This is a genomic window from Promicromonospora sp. CA-289599, assembly GCF_050936155.1.
Classification (GTDB): Bacteria; Actinomycetota; Actinomycetes; order Actinomycetales; family Cellulomonadaceae; genus Promicromonospora.
This window is the reverse complement of the sequence record NZ_JBNJNI010000001.1, coordinates 438,900-455,900: the sequence shown is the minus strand read 5'-3', so window position 1 is coordinate 455,900 and position 17,001 is coordinate 438,900. Positions and strand designations below refer to the sequence as shown.

13 protein-coding genes and 2 pseudogenes are annotated in these 17,001 nt (G+C 70.4%); 13 read left to right on the top strand and 2 right to left on the bottom strand.

What is annotated here, in order from left to right; genetic code table 11:
- Nucleotides 1–15 precede the first annotated feature (15 nt).
- Nucleotides 16–1,743, top strand: a complete 1,728-nt coding sequence (locus ACQEVI_RS01955; protein ID WP_432894100.1) for a carbohydrate-binding protein — start codon at nt 16–18, stop codon at nt 1,741–1,743.
- A gap of 35 nt (nt 1,744–1,778) precedes the next feature.
- The gene (locus ACQEVI_RS01950; RefSeq protein WP_432894098.1) at nt 1,779–2,570 is read left to right on the top strand and encodes a YdcF family protein; all 792 of its coding nucleotides are present in this window, start codon (nt 1,779–1,781) and stop codon (nt 2,568–2,570) included.
- 25 nt (nt 2,571–2,595) lie between these two features.
- On the opposite strand, the gene ACQEVI_RS01945 is transcribed toward ACQEVI_RS01950, so the two are convergent.
- Nucleotides 2,596–3,270 (bottom strand): TetR family transcriptional regulator, encoded by a 675-nt coding sequence (locus ACQEVI_RS01945; protein ID WP_432894096.1) that lies wholly within the window; start codon nt 3,268–3,270, stop codon nt 2,596–2,598.
- 59 nt (nt 3,271–3,329) lie between these two features.
- Here ACQEVI_RS01945 and ACQEVI_RS01940 point away from each other — a divergent pair, with 59 nt between their 5' ends.
- The 11 genes and pseudogenes from ACQEVI_RS01940 (at nt 3,330) to ACQEVI_RS01890 (ending at nt 15,815) form a co-directional block, all read left to right on the top strand.
- Nucleotides 3,330–4,187 (top strand): SDR family NAD(P)-dependent oxidoreductase, encoded by an 858-nt coding sequence (locus ACQEVI_RS01940; RefSeq protein ID WP_432894094.1) that lies wholly within the window; start codon nt 3,330–3,332, stop codon nt 4,185–4,187.
- Between the two features lie 122 nt (nt 4,188–4,309).
- On the top strand, nt 4,310–4,738 hold the full coding sequence (locus ACQEVI_RS01935) for a hypothetical protein (RefSeq protein WP_432894092.1): 429 nt from the start codon (nt 4,310–4,312) through the stop codon (nt 4,736–4,738).
- A 114-nt stretch (nt 4,739–4,852) separates the two neighbouring features.
- Complete coding sequence (locus ACQEVI_RS01930; RefSeq protein ID WP_432894090.1) at nt 4,853–5,350, top strand: DUF2975 domain-containing protein; 498 nt, start codon at nt 4,853–4,855, stop codon at nt 5,348–5,350.
- Nucleotides 5,350–5,565 carry a helix-turn-helix domain-containing protein gene (locus tag ACQEVI_RS01925; protein WP_432894088.1) on the top strand — a complete coding sequence of 72 codons (216 nt, stop codon included), beginning with the start codon at nt 5,350–5,352 and terminating at the stop codon, nt 5,563–5,565. The genes ACQEVI_RS01930 and ACQEVI_RS01925 overlap by 1 nt, the downstream gene beginning before the upstream one ends.
- A gap of 99 nt (nt 5,566–5,664) precedes the next feature.
- Nucleotides 5,665–6,306, top strand: coding sequence for a hypothetical protein (locus ACQEVI_RS01920; RefSeq protein WP_432894086.1), 642 nt, complete (start codon nt 5,665–5,667; stop codon nt 6,304–6,306).
- A 291-nt stretch (nt 6,307–6,597) separates the two neighbouring features.
- Entirely contained in the window at nt 6,598–9,237 is a 2,640-nt protein-coding gene (locus ACQEVI_RS01915) for a fibronectin type III domain-containing protein (protein WP_432894084.1), read from the top strand.
- Nucleotides 9,238–9,308: 71 nt separating this feature from the next.
- The gene (locus ACQEVI_RS01910) at nt 9,309–9,920 is read left to right on the top strand and encodes a hypothetical protein (RefSeq protein WP_432894082.1); all 612 of its coding nucleotides are present in this window, start codon (nt 9,309–9,311) and stop codon (nt 9,918–9,920) included.
- An 86-nt stretch (nt 9,921–10,006) separates the two neighbouring features.
- A complete protein-coding gene (locus ACQEVI_RS01905) occupies nt 10,007–11,089 on the top strand; it encodes a COG1470 family protein (protein WP_432894080.1) in 1,083 nt (360 codons plus the stop codon).
- 28 nt (nt 11,090–11,117) lie between these two features.
- Nucleotides 11,118–11,951: pseudogene (locus ACQEVI_RS01900) on the top strand (hypothetical protein); the annotation flags it as partial.
- Nucleotides 11,952–13,442: pseudogene (locus ACQEVI_RS01895) on the top strand (glycoside hydrolase domain-containing protein); the annotation flags it as partial. It abuts the pseudogene before it with no gap.
- A gap of 3 nt (nt 13,443–13,445) precedes the next feature.
- Nucleotides 13,446–15,815 carry a carbohydrate-binding protein gene (locus ACQEVI_RS01890; protein WP_432905763.1) on the top strand — a complete coding sequence of 790 codons (2,370 nt, stop codon included), beginning with the start codon at nt 13,446–13,448 and terminating at the stop codon, nt 15,813–15,815.
- A gap of 48 nt (nt 15,816–15,863) precedes the next feature.
- Here ACQEVI_RS01890 and ACQEVI_RS01885 read toward each other — a convergent pair whose 3' ends face one another.
- Nucleotides 15,864–16,835 carry a hypothetical protein gene (locus ACQEVI_RS01885; protein ID WP_432894078.1) on the bottom strand — a complete coding sequence of 324 codons (972 nt, stop codon included), beginning with the start codon at nt 16,833–16,835 and terminating at the stop codon, nt 15,864–15,866.
- Between the last annotated feature and the right edge of the window lie 166 nt (nt 16,836–17,001).

Below are 17,001 nucleotides of genomic sequence, written 5' to 3'. Positions count from 1 at the left end.
GGGAGCACACCGCAGATGTCATCCGTACGAGCACGTACCCTCCGAGGCCTCCTCGCGACCGTCGGGACCGGCGCTGTCCTCGCCGGGCTCGCGATCGCGCCCGCGGCCTCGGCCGCCGAGCCCGCCCTCACCCTCGACCGGGCGGCGATCGGCACCGACGGTTCCGTCACCGTCACGTTCGACGCCGGTGAGGCTGTCCACGAGCGCAACTGGATCGGCATCTACCGCGACGGGGCGGTGCCCGGGGGGCCGGCATCGCTCGACTGGCGGTACGTCCCTGAGGCGACGGGAACGGTCACCTGGGGCCCGGGCGACCGGGACGGCTGGACGCACAACGCCGCGTCGATCGGTGCGGGCGACTACGACGTCTACCTGCTGGAGGACGACGGCTACGACGTGCTCGCCGGCCCGGTCGACCTCACCGTCGAGGCCGCCGGGACCGTGCCGCCCGCGGAGCCGAAGCCCGAGGTCGACGGAGTGAGCGAGCTCAACGTGCTCAGCTTCAACGTCTGGCACGGTGGTACGCAGATCGACGACGGCGCCCGGGAGATCGCCGACGTCATCCGCGAGACCGACGTCGACGTCACGTTCCTGCCCGAGCAGGGCGACACGCCGGAACAGGTCGCGGCGCTCCTCGGGTACGACCACCTCACCGCCACCGACACCGGCATCGTGTCGCGCTACCCGATCCTGGAGTCCAGCACCGTGGACCGGTGGTGGACCAAGGCCGTGCTCGACGTCAACGGGACCGAGGTCGTGGCCTACGGCGGCCACCTGGAGTACCGCTGGTACGCCACCTATCTGCCGCGCGGGTACGGGGGCGCGATCGGGGGTGACTGGCCGGACGGCTGGGACACGTGGAACCAGCTGCCCGCGCCGGTCACGGACGTGGACGACATCCTCGAGGCCAACCGGCAGTCGGGCCGCCCGGCGACCGCCGCGGTGCTGGTCGAGGACATCGCGGCCGAGCGCGCCGCGGGCCGGATCGCCGTCATCGGCGGCGACTTCAACGAGCCGTCGGTGCAGGACTGGACCGAGGCGACCGCCGACCTGCAGGACCACAACGGCGTCGTCATTCCCTGGCAGACGACGCAGACGCTGCTCGACGGGGGACTGGTCGACGCCTTCCGCGAGGTCTACCCCGACCCCGTCGCCAACCCCGGCAGCACGTGGCCGTCGGACAACCCGCTCTTCCCGACGTCGGACCTCACCTGGGCGCCGGAGGCCGACGAGCGCGACCGCATCGACTACGTCTTCGTCACGCCCGACGAGCGTGTCTCCATCGACGACGCCGCGGTCGTCGGCCCGCAGTCGACGATCGTGCGCGACGAGCGCGTCGAGGACGACAGCGCCGACGTGATCCTCACGCCGGACGCCGTCTGGCCGTCCGACCACAAGGCCGTTCTGGCGTCGTTCAGCATCTGCGACGACGGCTGCGCGCCGGCCGCTCCCGCCTGGGACAGGTCGGCGGTCTACACGGCGGGCGACGAGGTCTCGTCCGCGGGCTCGACCTGGCGGGCAGGCTGGTGGACGCGCAACCAGGAGCCCGGCGCCCCGTACGGCCCGTGGCAGGAGATCGTGGAGCGCGACGGCGTCGCGCAGTGGACCTCATCCCGCATCTTCGAGGCCGGCTCGGTGGTCTCCCATGACGGCCGCGCCTACGCGGCGAAGTGGTGGACCCGTAACCAGGAGCCCGGCGACCGTCGTGGGCCGTGGCAGCTGGTGGACGACGCCCGTCCCTGACCAGGGCCCCGCCGGTCGGCTGGGACACTGCGACCATGACGCACGCCGGCGATGCCCTCGACCTGCGGCGACCATCCAGAGGTGCTCGGCTGGCTGCGGTCCTCTGGGTGTTCGTCGGCGTGGTCCTGATCCTCGACGCCCTGGTCGTGCTGTTCGTGAGCAGCATGCACACCGGCATCGTCGCGACCTTCGTGGTCGGCCTCCTGTACGTGCTCCACGGGCTCTCCCGGCACAGGACCCGGCCCGTGACCGGGCGGGCCCGGTGGCTTCGGATCCTCGTCCCGAGCCTCACTGCGCTGATGCTCCTCGTCTTCGCCTGTCTTGCGGTCCTCGGCCGGATGGACACGGCATCGCCGGAGGAGGACGCTGTTGTGGTCCTGGGGACGGCCGTCAAGGACGGCGACGTGACACCGGCGCTCCGCGCCCGGCTCGACGTGACCGTCGACTACGCCGTCGCGAACCCGGACGCCGTCATCGTGGTCGCCGGAGGTCTGCCGCCCGGAGAAAGTGTCAGCGAGGCGCTCGCGATGGAGCGGTACCTGGTCGCCCGCGGGGTCGCAGAGCACCGGATCGTCCAGGAGGGGCGGTCGACCAGCACCTTCGAGAACTTCGTCTACGCGAAGGAGCTGCTCGACGGACACTTCGGCACGGAGTACACGACGGCGTTCGTCACGAGCGACTACCACGTGTTCCGGGCGGCCGGGATCGCCCAGGCGGCAGGGGTGCGCGCCACCCACCTGCACGCGGACACACCGTGGTACGAGGTCCCCGTCGACTACGTGCGGGAGTCTCTGGCCATCACGAAGTTCGTCGTGACGGGGCGGTGACAGCCCGAGGCCTGCTGCGAGCCGGTCAGGCCGCGCCGGGCCGCCGTCCGGCCAGACCGCGCAGCATCGCCCTGAGGATCCGGACCAGCCGTGGTTCGACGTCGACCAGGGCGTGCGCGAGCCGGGGGTCGGAGCGGTAGAGCGCGGCGACGTCCGGCCCCGGTGTGGCGATCTGGTGGAACGTGCCGGCCATGGAGGTCGACGCCGCGACGAGGTCGACGCCGTCCTGCTCCGTCAGGCCGGGCAGCGCTGCGCGGACGGCGGGCACGATGTGGCCAAGGCCCTCGCCGGTCGTGAGCTTGAACTCGCGCACCTTCTCGACCGACACGTTCCGCTCCAGGTTCAGCGGCGTCTGCGCGAGCAGGTCGCAGAACATGGGGCGGGAGGCGAGCGTCGCCGCGAAGGCCGCGGCGACGGCGTCCGGGTCGGGCTGCTCGAGGGCGCGCAGCCGCTCGGCCAATGCCGGGGCCCAGTCCCGCCAGCCCTCGGCGGTGAGCCGCAGGAAGATCTCCTCGCGCGTCTCGAAGTACCGCAGCATCGCGGACTTGTGCATGCCGACGGCGTCGGCGATGTCGGTCAGCGTGACCTCCCGGATGCCGCGCTCGGCGCCGAGACGGCGGGCTGCGTCGAGGATGGCCGCCTCGCGGACGAGCTTGGCCTCGGGGGAGCGCGCTCGCTGGAAGTCCCCGGAAGTCGTCATGGTCACATCTTAGCGCAACAGGGTTGCGCAAGTTAGGGCAACGGTGTTTTATTAAACGTATGCAGCAGACATGGTTCATCACCGGTTCCTCCCGCGGCCTCGGCCGCTCCCTCGCTGTCGCCGCGCTGACCGCCGGCGACCGGGTGGCCGCCACCGCGCGGCGGCCCGAACAGCTCGACGACCTCGTGGCCGAGTACGGCGAGCGGGTGCTCCCGCTCCGGCTCGACGTGACCGACCAGGCGGAGGCCCGCGCCGCGCTCGCCGAGGCCGCGGCCCACTTCGGCCGGATCGACGTGATCGTCAACAACGCGGGCTACGCCAACGTGTCGCCGATCGAGACCACCGACGACGCCGACTTCCGCACCCAGTTCGAGACCAACTTCTGGGGTGTCTACAACGTCTCCAAGGCGGCGATCCCGCTGCTCCGCGAGCAGGGTGGCGGCCTCGTGGTCCAGTTCTCGTCGACGGGCGGACGGGTCGGCGGCTCGCCGGGCATCGCGTCCTACCAGGCGGCGAAGTTCGCCATCGACGGCTTCAGCCGAGTGCTCCGCGTCGAGACGGCGCCGTTCGGCGTCAAGGTGCTCGTCGTCGAGCCGAGCGGGTTCGCGACCGACTGGGCCGGCGCCTCCATGGCCGTGCACGACGCTCCCGCCGGGTACGAGTCCACCGTCGGCGCGATGAACGCGCACATGCGCCAGGGTGGTGCCGGCGCGGCCGGAGATCCCGACCGGGCCGCGCAGATCCTCGTCGCGCTGGCCAAGCGGGACGACCTGCCGGCCAACCTGCCGCTCGGTGTGAACGCCACCGAGATGTCCGTCGCGCAGGACCGCGGTCTGCTGGAGTCGAACCTCCGATGGGCTGCCGTGAGCCGCTCGGCGGACTTCGCGGAGCCGTTCCCGGTCGAGCTTCCGGCCTGACGCGGCACGAGCGTGCGACCGGCCGGTGTCCGGCAATGCCGCACCATGACACCCGGCTCGTATGAATCACGTCACGGCCTGGAGGCGTCATGCTCCCCGCACCGCTGGACATTGAACGCTGTGTGACTCTCAACCGAAACTCATCGAACCCGTCCGTCCGCTCCAACCCGGCCCGGCGTCCCCGTACGGTCTGGAGCACCGCCTCGCGGGGCGTCGCCGCCGCGGGCAGCGCGCTCGCCGTCGTGCTGCTGGCCACGGCCTGCACGACGGCGAGCGCGGCGGTGTCGGACCCGCCGTCGGCGGCGCCGGCTACTTCCACGGAGGACGCGCGCGTGCCGGCGCCGTCCGACGCCGCTCCCGAGCCCGCCGCAGAGGCGTCGCCGGTGCCGTCAGCCCCGACGGACGTCAGGGCCGAGCCGAGCACCGCTCCCTCGCCGGCACCCTCCACGGGCCGTGGCGAGTCACGGCCGGAGCCCACCGACCGGGCGGAGCCTCGTCCGGTGCCGGCGGCTCCCGGTGAGGCGTCGCCGCGCCTGGCCGTCACCGGCTGAGCGATCCTGGAGGACGGAGCGGCTCCCGGCGTCCACGGTCGGGAGCCGTTCCCATCGATCGACTTTCACCAGTAATCGATTGACTATCGAGCGATTGCTACCGATAATCGCTGCATGAGTCGCATAGTCTTCAACATGCTCACACTGCTGATCTTCAGCGGGATCGCCATCAGCCTGTTCGCCCAGGTCGTGATCCTGCCCGGGATCGCCGCCGGCGAGGTCAGCAACTTTCCCCCGTACGAGCCCTATCGTGCCCCGCTCCTCGCGGCCGGCATCGCGTTCATCGCCTGCGCGCAGGTGTCGCTCGTGGCCCTCTGGGTCCTCGTGCTCCGCGCCGAGGCGGGCACCTTCTTCCGGCCGGGCACGCAACGCTGGGTGATTACGATCGGCGCGGCGATCGGCGTCGCGACATTGCTCACCAGCGGTCTCTTCCTGTACCTGACCTTCGTGGGGCTCCCGACGCCCGACGACGGCATGGGGGAGCTGGGGCTGTGGATGGCGAGCGCTCTGGGATGTCTGGTCGGCATCGCACTGCTCGGTGTCGTGTTCGTGACCCATCGGCTCGTCGGGCGAGCGACGGACGCGCAGACCGAGCTGGACGGCGTGCTCTGATGGCGATCGTCGTCGAGATAGACGTGCTCCTGGCGAAGCGGAAGATGTCGGTCGGCGACTTCGCCGATGCGATCGGCCTGAGCCCGGCCAACGTGTCGGTGCTCAAGAACGGCCGTGCGAAGGCGGTCCGGTTCTCGACGCTCGACGCGATCTGTCAGGTTCTCGACTGCCAGCCGGGAGATGTGCTGCGGTGGGTCCCCGACGACGGCGCGTGATGACCACGCCGCTCCACCCCGACACGCCTTGAGCGTGCGTTCGCCGGCCGGACACCTGATGGCTACCGATACATCATCGCGCTGGGCTTCACTGCGGCGGTGACGCATGGACGAAGCAGGCGTGGCGTTGCGGTGCTCGTGGCCCTGGTCGCGCTGTCGTCGGGGTGCTCGGTGAGCGAGGAGGACGCGGTGCCCGGGCCGACGGGTGCCGCGTACGAGATCGTGCCGGAGCCGGGGCGGACGATCGAGGCGACACTGCCCGCATCCGTCTCCGGTCTGGACGGGTACCGGATCGCCGCGATCGTTCCCGACACCTCGGCGGCCTCCGTGGCGCTGCTGTCGGCCGCCAGGGCAGTCGCCTCCGCCAACGGCGCGAGCCTGCGGGAGTTTCCCGTCGACGAGGAGGGCGAGGATCCGGTCGGCGCGGCCCTCGATCGGGCTCTCGGCGAGCGGCCGGACCTGATCGTCGGTCTTGGCGGCGGCGTCGTGGATGTCTTCGGCTTCGAGAGCGCACAGAGTCTCGACCAGCAGTTCCTCGTCGTCGGCGCGCAGCTGGCCGAGCCGACCGGCAACGTCACCGCCGTGGTCTGGGACGGTGCGACCTCTCGTGGATCCGCGGCCGGCCCTGACGGAGAGCTCGACGACGCGAGCATCACCGAGGAGCGCGGCGAGGATGCGTTCGAAGCGGGACTGGCGAGCATCCAGGACGGCATGACCGGCGCTGTGCTGCGCCTCGGCTGAGCTTCGGACCGGCGCGTCGGTATCTGAGCGCGTCGGTCTCGGGAAGGACAGCGTTGTCATCTTTCCCCTGCGTGGCATCTGTTGTTCATCGGCCGGTCTCGACCGGGTCATGTGGGGCGAGCAGGGTGACGGCCGGGCGCGTCCTTGATGCGCTCCCGTCCCGCTGTATGGAACCAAAGATTGGCGTGTGACCTCTTGCTGATGACCACAGCGTCGCCGACTCCGGTCGGCGATCCGCGTAAGCACAGGAACGGGCGGCGTGGGCTGGCAGGCTTCGCCCTCCTCTCGCTGATGGCTGGAGCACTCGCAGCCTCGGTCCCCGCCACGGCGGCGGACGAGTCCTCCACCGCTCCGTCCGCGGAGGCCGCCGCGGCGTCGGTCCGCATCGAGGCCGAGACCTACACGGGCAACAACAACGGCGACGTGATCGACGGCCGGGTGATGAACACCGGCATCGAGCCGGATGGCGGTGCCTCGGGCGGATCGCGCGTGAAGAACACCTACGACGGCGCCGAGATCTGGTTCGACGACGTCGACCTCGGTGCCACCCCGCTGTCCACGCTGACGACGCGCTACGTCGTCAACGAGAGCCGCAGCGGGGTGAACCCGTCGGTCGACGTCTACCTCGACGAGAAGACCGACGAGAACAAGGCCGCGACCATCGAGCTGGAGACGACGGGCAGCGACTGGGCCTCGTACGGCACGACGACGGCGGACCTGCTGACGGAGGTCTCCGGCGAGCACACGGTGATCGTCGTCATGCACGTCGACCCGAAGCCGGGCGAGAGCGCGAGCTACCCGAACTACGTGGGCAACCTCGACTACCTCGAGTTCGGCCCCGAGACGCTGCCCGAGACGTTCCTCACGACCGCCGACGCCTGGAAGTACTCCGACGACGGCACGGATCCGTCCGGTGACGGCTCGCTGTCCTGGACGACGGCCGGCTTCGACGACTCCGCGTGGACGGAGGCCGTCGGGCCCTTCGGATCGAAGCGGGGGTCCGCGGATCTCGGCGGCGGCTTCGTCGCGAACACGCTGCTGCGGTACACGCCGGCCGGCTCGCAGAACACCGTGCCGACCTACCACCTCCGCAACGAGTTCGAGATCTCGGACGGGCAGCTCGCGCAGCTCGAGTCGCTGCAGGGAGAGATCACCTACGACGACGCCGCGCGCGTCTACGTCAACGGCGAGAAGGTCGCCGGGTTCGTGGACGACCGCGTGGACGAGGCCGCGAACCAGAACCTGACCTACGCCGGCGCGAGCAACGGTGACCCGCTGACCAGCACGTTCACGATCCCGGCGGACGTGCTCGATCCCGGTGCGAACACCATCGCCGTCGCGCTGTACCAGGACCGCGAGACCAGCAGCGACATCTACTTCGACCTGACGTCGCTGGCCCCGACGGGCCCGGCCCCCGCACCGGAGATCGCGGACCTCGCCCTCCACGTCGGCGCCACCCAGGCCGAGCGCAACCTCACCTGGTACTCGAACGTCGACGTGCCGCAGGGCGCGCAGCTCGCGGAGGCGGCGGACGTCGTCGACGGCGTCTTCCCCGCATCGGCCCGCACGGTCCCGGCGACGAAGAGCGGCGAGACCACGAGCGGTGAGTTCTTCCGCGACGTCACCCTCGACGGTCTCGAGGAGAACACGCAGTACGCCTACCGCGTCGGCAGCGAGGAGACGGGCTGGTCCGACGTCCACACCTTCCGCACGCAGGACTTCTCGGGCGACTTCTCCTTCCTGTTCTTCGGCGACCCCCAGGTGGGTGCCTCCGGGAACCTCGCCCGCGACGAGGCAGGCTGGATCGACACGCTGGACGTCGCGACCCGGACGTATCCGGACGCCGAGCTGCTGTTCTCGGCGGGCGACCAGGTCAACACCGCCCCGAGCGAGGCCGAGTACGACACCTTCCTGAAGCCGGAGCAGGTCCGCAGCGTTCCGCTGGTGGTGACCAACGGCAACCACGACGTCGGGTCGAAGGCGTACGAGCAGCACTTCAACGTGCCGAACGAGGACCTGGAGTCCGGCGCGGCGTCCAACGGCTCGTCGTCGGGCGGCGACTACTGGTTCCTCTACAAGGACGTGCTGTTCCTCAACATCAACTCGAACAGCCGTGACTTCGACTCCCACAACGCCTTCATGGAGAAGGTCGTCGCGGAGCAGGGCCACAGGGCCAAGTGGAAGGTGCTCGCCTTCCATCACTCGATCTACTCGGTGGCCGCGCACACGAACGACGGCGACATCATCGACCGGCGCGACAGCATGCCGGCGAAGATCTCGGAGCTGGGCTTCGACATGGTGCTGATGGGGCACGACCACAACTACACGCGCAGCTACCTGATCAAGGACGGCGAGCTCGCCGACTCGACCGAGGTCGCCGGCCAGGAACACGTCGAGGCCGAGGACGGCGAGGTGCTGTACATCACGGCGAACTCCGCCAGCGGCTCGAAGTACTACGACACCCGTGCACCCGAAGCGTGGTTCGCCTCGGTGATCAACCAGGAGAAGGTGCGCAACTACTCGGCGATCGAGGTCACCGACGAGACGCTGACGGTGCGCACCCTGCGCAGCCAGGCCAACGGCATCGCACTGCCGGTGAACAGCGTCGTGGACGAGGTCGTGCTCGCCAAGGCGGACGCGACGACGGACCTGGACGTGTCGGTGGACGTGGCGACGCGCACTCTGGCGGGCACGCAGTACGTGTCGACGGTCGTGACGAACAACGAGGACGCCCCGGTGGATGCCGTGGTGGAGACGGCCTACGGATCCAAGTCGTTCGCCGCGGTGCAGCCCGGGAAGTCGGCGAGCGTGTCGATGAACTCCCGTGAGGCGGCGATCCCGGCCGGGGACGTGACGGTCACCGTCACGGGACGGATCGGCAGCGAGACGGTGACCACCTCGGCCACGGCTTCCTACCCGGCCGCCGGCTGAGCCGTCGCCCCTGAATCATCGCGCGACGCCGTGCGGCCTCGCGAGAGAACCTTGAACTAGGAGAGAACGACGTGAACAAGAACTCCCTCATGCTGCGCGGCAGCGTGATCGCCTTCGGCGCCGCCCTGCTGGCGTCGGCGGGCTCGGCGGCCATGGCCGACGACGAGAAGGACACCCGGAGCGTCGACGTCGACGTCGAGATCGAGCCGCTCACGGGCCCGGGATCCCTCGCGATGACGGTCGAGAGCGACTCGACCTCCCTCACGGAGGGTGAGTCGTCCGATCTGGAGCGCGTCTTCACGGGCACGCTGCCGAAGGTCACGGTGACCGACACCCGTGCGCCGGAAGACGTCCCGGACGGCGCCTTCTGGTACGTGATGGGCACGGCCGGCGACTTCCACGACGCGCAGGGCGGGAACACGATCGAGGCGAGCCACCTCGGCTGGTCGCCACAGCTCGTCGAGGGCGAGGGGGAGGGGGAGCCCTTCGTCGAGGTCGGTGGCGACGTGGCTCCGTCCCAGCCGGGTCTGGCCGACCAGGAGCTGCTGTACCTCGCGGAGTCGGCCGACGCCAACGCCGGGGGCGGCAGGTTCAGCGCGGTCGCGGACCTGGAGCTCGCGGTCCCGGCGGACGTGGCGGCCGGCAGCTACTCCTCGACGATCACCCTGTCGCTGTTCGAGTGACGGCACGCCGGGCGGGGAGACCGGAGCACGCCTCCGGCTCCCCGCCCGGCGCGCGCCGCCCCGCCCCGATCTCAGGAGCTCACCTCGTGAAGAACCCGCTCGCCCCGCTCGCCGTCCTGGCGCTCGTCGCCGTCTCGGCGCTGGTGGCCGCACCGGCCAGCGCCGCACCGGCCAGCGCCGCACCGGCCAGCGCCGCAGCGGACGACGTCGTGACATGGTCGGTTCGCCCGGGCGACGAGAACGGCGAGGACGGTCGTGCCTGGGTCGAGTGGGCGGCGGATCCGGGCCGGTCGCGCACCGAGCACATGGTGGTCGTCAACCACGGCGACGACACGGTGGAGTTCCGGCTGTCCGCCGCTGACGGATACTTCACCGACACGGGCCGCTTCAACATGCTTCCCGCCGACCAGGAGTCGGTCGCGGCCGGGACGTGGATCGAGCTGCCGCAGAGCGTGACCGTCCCCGCGGGCGCAGCCGAGGTCGTGCCGTTCACGGTGGCCGTTCCGGACGACGCCGAACCGGGCGACCACGCCGCGGGAGTCGCCGCGAGCGTGCACTCGACGGGCGGAGGCAAGGTCGCGGTCGAGTCGCGGGTGGGCTTCCGGGTGATGACGCGCGTGCTGGGCGAGCTCGCACCAGCGCTCGGCCTCACGGCCGCGGCGTCCTACAGCGGCGAGGCGAATCCCTTCGAAGCGGGCACGGTCGACGTCGAGTACGAGCTCGAGAACACGGGGAACACCCGCCTGAACACCCTGCCCGAGGTCTCCCTGTCCGGACCGTTCGGCCTCGGGGAGCTCACCGTGCGCGGCGAGGAGATCGTCGAGATCGCGCCGGGGGAGACGCGGCGCGGGACCGTCCGCTTCCCGGACGCCTGGCCACTCGTCGCCTACGACGTGAGCGTGGTGGCACAGCCACTACCGATCTCCGACGAGCTCTCGTTCGACGACGCCGAGCGCGGGAGCGCGCAGACAACAGTCCTCGCCATGCCCTGGTCGCAGATCGTCGTCCTGATCCTCGCGGGGCTGCTGACGGCCTGGGCCGTCTGGCGCCGTCGTCGCGAGAAGCGACGGACCGAGGAGCTGGTCGCGCAGGCCCGAGCAGAGGCGCTCGCCGAGGCCCGCGCCTCTGCCGTGACCGCCGCCGCGGCCGTCCCGCACCACCACAGCTGACACCACCCGATCCGGAGAACCACTGGTCATGTCCCTCGCATCTCGTTCCCTTCGTCTGGTCGCCCAGGTCGCGGCCGTCGCGCTGGTCGGAGCCGGTCTTTCCAGCGTCTCCCCGGGCACCGAACCGCCCGCCGCCGCTGCGGTGGCGGACGGCACCGACTACACCGGTCTCGTCAACCCCTTCGTCTCGACCGAGGACGACTTCGGCCAGGATCTCGTCGGCGCGGAGGCGCCTAACTCGATCGTCAAGATCAACCCGATGACGACTCCGGGCCGCTCGCACTCCGGCTACGACCACGCCGAGGACCAGATCGCGGGCTTCACGCACACCAACCTCAACGGCGTGGGCGGATCGGGCGCCGGCGGCGACCTCCTCGTCGTGCCGACGTATCAGGAGTACACGAGTCGTCCGGGAACGGGCACGTACGCGAAGGACTACAGCCACGCGGACGAGGAGGCCGAGCCGGGGTACTACGCCGTCGACCTCGCGACCGACGCCGGCGCGATCCGCGCCGAGGCGACCACCGACGTGCGCACGGGACAGGACCGCTTCACCTTCCCGGCGGCGGGAACGGCCTCTCTCGTCGTCGACCTGCGCAACAACTTCACCAGCCGCAGGGGTGCCACGCTCGGCTACGAGACGCTGGAGGACGGACGCGTCGCGCTCTCGGGCGACTTTACCGGCCACTTCAACGGCTACGACTACCAGATGCACTACTACGTCGAGACGACGGCACCGGCGTCGGGCGTGCGCACCTGGGGCGGCTCCGGTGACCTCTCCCAGGAGCCGCTGCGCGAGGGCACCGACATCGGCGCGATCCTCGACTTCGACGTGGACGCGGGGCAGCAGGTCGGGCTCACGGTGGCTGTCTCCCCGATCAGCGTCGAGCAGGCGAGGACCGACCTGGCCGCCGAGATGGGGGACCGCTCCTTCGAGCAGGTGCGCGACGAGACGCGGGCAGCCTGGAACGAGATCCTCGGCCGGCTCGCCGTGACGGCCTCCGGCACGAGCGATCCGGACGGCGAGCTGCGGACGCTGTTCTACACGCACCTGTACCGCATGTTCGGGACGCCGGTGAACGCGACGAGCACGAGCGGCACGTACCGCGGCCTCGACGGCGAGGTGCACCAGGCCGACGGCTACACGCACTACGACGGCTGGGGGTTCTGGGACGACTTCCGCAAGTACGAGATCCTCGCGGTCGGCTACCCCGAGGTGTTCCGCGACATGGCCCAGTCGGTCGTCGATCTCTACGGGTCGTTCGCGAGCACCGGAAAGGGCTCGCTGTCGAACGTCACCCACTCCGTGCCCACCGTGCGGTTCGAGCGCGCCGCGATCGTCGTCGCCGACGCGATCGCCAAGGGCGCGCAGCTGCGCGGCCTCGCCCAGGCCTGGCCCGCCCTCGTCTCGCAGTCGCAGGGCGGCTACGCCGACGAGGCGAACGAACGCCGCGGCTACATCGCGAACGAGGTCGACGACACGCTCGGTACCTCCTACGACGACTGGGCCATGGCGACGATCGCCGACGCGCTCGGTAAGACGGACGAGGCGCAGAGCTACCGCCTACGCGCCGCCAACTGGACGAACCTGTTCAAGCCGAACGCCGTCACCCTGGCCGACGGCTCCACGACCGGACTGATCTTCCCGAAGGACGCGAACGGCGCCTGGGTCGACGCGGACCCCGAGCGGTTCGAAGCCGCGAACCTCTACCAGGGCACGCTGTGGCAGTACCACTGGTACGCCGCGGCCGACATGGGCGGGCTCATCGACAAGATGGGCGGCGAGGAGACCGCGCGGGAGGCGCTCAGCTTCATGTTCGGCGAGCATGCGCCCGAGGACGGCAAGCGCATGCTGCACGCCAACGCGAACGAGATCGACCTGCAGGCGCCGTACCTGTTCAACTACGTGGGCGCCCCGGCGAAGACCCAGCACTGGGTGCGGAGCATCTACACCCAGGAGACGTGGAACCGCTACATCGCGACCGGCGGTACCCACGAGGCGCCCTCAGGTGGCGGCGAGTTCACCCCGCCCGTGAAGACGAAGGTGTTCCGGAACGATCCGCAGGGCTTCCTGCCCACCATGGACAACGACACCGGAACGATGTCGTCCACCTTCGTCGCGGCCGCGCTGGGGCTGTTCCCCGTGGCCGCCGGATCCGACGAGTACCAGATCGGCACGCCGTTCTTCGAGAACGTGCGGATCAGCCATCCCTCCGGCCGGACCTTCGACATCTCCGCGGACGGGGTGTCGCCCGATTCCTACTACGTCCAGTCGGCACGCCTGGACGGCGAGGAGTTCGAGCGCACCTGGCTGACGTACGACCAGCTCACCGCCGGGGGCGAGCTGGACTTCCGGATGGGGGAGGATGCCTCCGACTGGGCCGCCGACTCGGCCGCGGCGCCGTCGCTGAGCGACGAGCTGCCCAGCTCGGTCTACGACCCGATCGGCGCGATCTCGGTGTCGTCGCGGACGTTCACCGAGGCGCAGGCCGGTGACGGAACGATCGGCGACAGCATCGACCTGAGGCTCGCGAACGGCACGTTCGCGGGTGCGGACGGCGACAGTCTCGCGGAGGCCATCACCGCCGACAACGTGCCCGCAGGGCTGACCCTCGTCGCGGAGCGCACGGGAGACCGCCGCGTGCGACTGTCGCTCGAGGGCTCGGCGGAACACTCCGGGGCGCTCGACGGCATCGACGACCTCACGGTGGCCATCTCCGACGACGCCTTCTCGCGCGCGCCCTCGACCGGCACCCGCGAGTTCGCGTTCCGGGTGGACTTCGAGGACCCGACGCTGAACATGGACCCGACCCGGCTCAAGGCAGCGGCGGACGGCGCGGTCGACGTCTCCGCGACTCTCACGCTGAACGGCGCACGCTTCGCGGGGGCGAACGGGCGTGATCTCGTCGCAGACGGTGCCCTGGCGCTTCCCGGTCTTCCCGAGGGCGTGGCGGCGACCGCGATCCTGGACGACGCGCACCGGGCGACGCTCCGGCTGACCGGTTCGCTCGGAGACGCGCAGCGCGCGGCCTTCGGCCTGGACTTCGCCGACGCGGCCTTCGACGGCACGGCGGCGGCGAGCGTCCGCGGCGACGGGATCTCGGGCCTGGCGACCGTCGCGATCGAACGGGATCAGCGGTGGCGCGAGAAGCTGAGCGCGCTGCTGGCCGAGGCCGAGCTCGTCGTCCGCGGGGCGTACTCCTCGGCGTCGTTCTCCGCCTTCGAGACAGCCCGCGACGGTGCGACGGAGACTCTCGCGAACGAGTCGACCTCGGACGACGACCTCCGGGCGGCGCTCGACCGGCTCACGAAGACGGCGGACGCTCTGCAGATCACGGGCACGCCCTACCGGGTGCTCGAGGCGGAGGAGTTCGACGACTCCTCCGGCGGACGGCTGAGCCCCGAGAGCGGCAACATCGGCGGCGTCCAGGTCGGTTCCTGGATCGCGTACGACGGGATCGACTTCGGGGGGACGCTCCCGAAGCGCGTCAAGCTGCGCTACGCCAACCACCCCGGCGACAGTGCCACGGACGAGCATGTCGAGGTGCGCGTCGGCGCCGTGGACGGTCCCGTCGCCGCCAGGGTCGAGCTGGAGCTCACCGACGGGTGGGACGACTACGTCACCGCCGAGGCGACGGTCGACGATCCCGAGGCGCTCGACGGATCGAACCGGATCTACTTCGTCTTCGGTGGTACGCCCGACCCGTCCCAGCCGAACTCGTGGGTCGCGAACCTGGACCGGGTGCAGTTCCTCAAGACGGCCGAGGACGGCCCCGAGACGGCCGAACCGGTGCGGATCGAGGCCGAGACCTATGACGCCGACAACGGCAACGGCCTGAAGAAGGAGGGCGGTGAGCCGCCCGCCGGCAACGTCGGTGGCACCTGGGACGGCGGCCGGCTGACCTACGACGGCCGGGACCTCGGCCAGGACCCCCTCACCCAGGTCACGGTCAGCGCCTCCACCCGCGACGACCGTGTGGGCGACAACCGCCGGCTCGAGTTCTACCTCGACGAGGTGAGCGAGACGACGAGAGTCGGGACCGTCGACCTGCCGAAAACCGGTGGGTGGGGCAGCTACGTGGAGACGACGGCGGAGCTCGACGAGCCGGTCTCGGGCACGCACAGGTTGATCGTCGTCATGCGGGCGGACGCCGTCTCGGGTCAGGAGTTCAACTACGTCGCGAACCTGCAGTGGTTCGAGTTCGGCCCTCAGCCGCAGGAGGCCCCCGAGGTCGACCTCACCGGCCTGAACGTGGCCATCGACGACGCCGAACCGCTGCTCGCCCGCGAGGACCGGTACGTCTCCATCGACTTCGCCGTCTTCCGTGCCGCGCTCGACGAGGCGAAGCGGGTCGCCGCGGCTGACCGGACGACGCAGGACGAGGCCGACGAGGCGCAGCGCGTCCTCGACGTCGCCGCGGGCCAGCTCGAGTGGAGGGCCGTCCGGCAGGTGTCGGTGTCCGCCACGACGCGCACCCTGGCGGGGAAGCAGTACGTGTCCGTCGCGGTGACGAACGGTGCGGACACCCCCCTCGACCTGGAGGTCGAGACACCTTATGGCTCGAGGTCGTTCACCGCGGTGCAGCCGGGAGCGTCGGCGAACGTGTCGATCAACTCGCGCCAGGCGACGATCCCGGCCGGCGAGGTCAAGGTCACCGTGACCGGGCTGGTCGGTGACGAGACGGTCACGGCCGACAGGACGGCCTCCTATTCGGCCGCGGGATGAGATCCCGGTGCCTCTGCGGATCGTCCCCGCCGTCCGGACCGCGCGCTTTCACACCAGCGAGGCCAGCCTCGAGACGGATGCGACGTGCACCTTCTTGGTTCGCCACTTGCTGTCGTCGTACTTCGACGCTCCGCTCTCGAACAGCAGGTAGACCTTCCCCTGGTAGACAGCCATCCCCTCGGCCATCGGTGGTGCCTGGAAGCACCGGGACCGTGCCTGCGTCTCGAAGTTCGTCGTGTAGTCCCGCGTGGTCACGTAGACGTTCGAGCGGACGCCCCGGCCCCACGACGTCGAGAAGAAGTAGCGGTCGTTCTGCACGACGAGGCCCTGCGTCTTGAGCGGCACCTGACGCCGCGCCCAACCGGTGTCCCGCGAGAGCCGGCCGTCCGTACCGAAGTCGTACCGGTACATCCAGTCGCGTGAGGACGAGTTGAACTTCCCGGCGTACAGCTTGCCGCCGTGCGCGTACATGAAGCTTGCGGCATAGCCCAGGCTCTGCAGCGTGCCGTAGTAGGCCACGTACGGCATGCGCCCGGCGCTGGTCCTGCGCTGCGCCACCGCGTTCCGAACGGAGGTCAGCGAGTAGCGGCGGACCTTCGTGTTGTCCGCGTCCGTGATGTAGGCGTACTTGCCCCGGATGGCGATGCCGCCGGCGTGGGTCTCCTTGATCTTGAACCCGCCGACCACGTTCCCGCCCGGCGTCATCGCGTAGACGAGGCTGTTCCCGCCGTTCTTGTGATACATCGCGACGAGGAACACGTCCGCCGTGCCGCCGTTCCAGTTGTGCCACGTCGTCACCGACTGCGGCACGTAGCTCGTCAGGTAGTGGTCGCCGTCGATCCGCCCCGTGAAGCTGTTCTTGTACGTCGGCGATGCCCATTCGTCGCCGCCGCTCTGGCACGTGATGGCGGACGCCGTCGCGAGGGTCGCGACCTTGTCCTGCGGCGCGACGACGGTCGCGGCGGTCGCCATCGCGACCACACCTGCGACGGCTGCGAGCCTGCTGAGCAACTTCTTCATCGTCTGCCTCCGACGGTCCGGACCCGGGCCGCTGATCGCGACCCGGCTCGCCGGAGTCTCACACAGGTGGCGTCCACCAGCGATGGGGAGAACTCCCCGACCGGCGACGATGGTCCCTCTTCCGACACCCTGCAAGTCACGTAGCCGCCATTGCCCGCAAGCAGTA

Excerpts from the sequence above, each read along its gene's own strand:
- ACQEVI_RS01955 (WP_432894100.1), top strand. The coding sequence starts at position 16 with ATGTCATCCGTACGAGCACGTACCCTCCGAGGCCTCCTCGCGACCGTC.
- ACQEVI_RS01950 (WP_432894098.1), top strand. The coding sequence starts at position 1,779 with ATGACGCACGCCGGCGATGCCCTCGACCTGCGGCGACCATCCAGAGGT.
- ACQEVI_RS01945 (WP_432894096.1), bottom strand. The coding sequence starts at position 3,270 with ATGACGACTTCCGGGGACTTCCAGCGAGCGCGCTCCCCCGAGGCCAAG.
- ACQEVI_RS01940 (WP_432894094.1), top strand. The coding sequence starts at position 3,330 with ATGCAGCAGACATGGTTCATCACCGGTTCCTCCCGCGGCCTCGGCCGC.
- ACQEVI_RS01930 (WP_432894090.1), top strand. The coding sequence starts at position 4,853 with ATGAGTCGCATAGTCTTCAACATGCTCACACTGCTGATCTTCAGCGGG.
- ACQEVI_RS01925 (WP_432894088.1), top strand. The coding sequence starts at position 5,350 with ATGGCGATCGTCGTCGAGATAGACGTGCTCCTGGCGAAGCGGAAGATG.
- ACQEVI_RS01915 (WP_432894084.1), top strand. The coding sequence starts at position 6,598 with ATGGCTGGAGCACTCGCAGCCTCGGTCCCCGCCACGGCGGCGGACGAG.
- ACQEVI_RS01890 (WP_432905763.1), top strand. The coding sequence starts at position 13,446 with ATGGGGGAGGATGCCTCCGACTGGGCCGCCGACTCGGCCGCGGCGCCG.
- ACQEVI_RS01885 (WP_432894078.1), bottom strand. The coding sequence starts at position 16,835 with ATGAAGAAGTTGCTCAGCAGGCTCGCAGCCGTCGCAGGTGTGGTCGCG.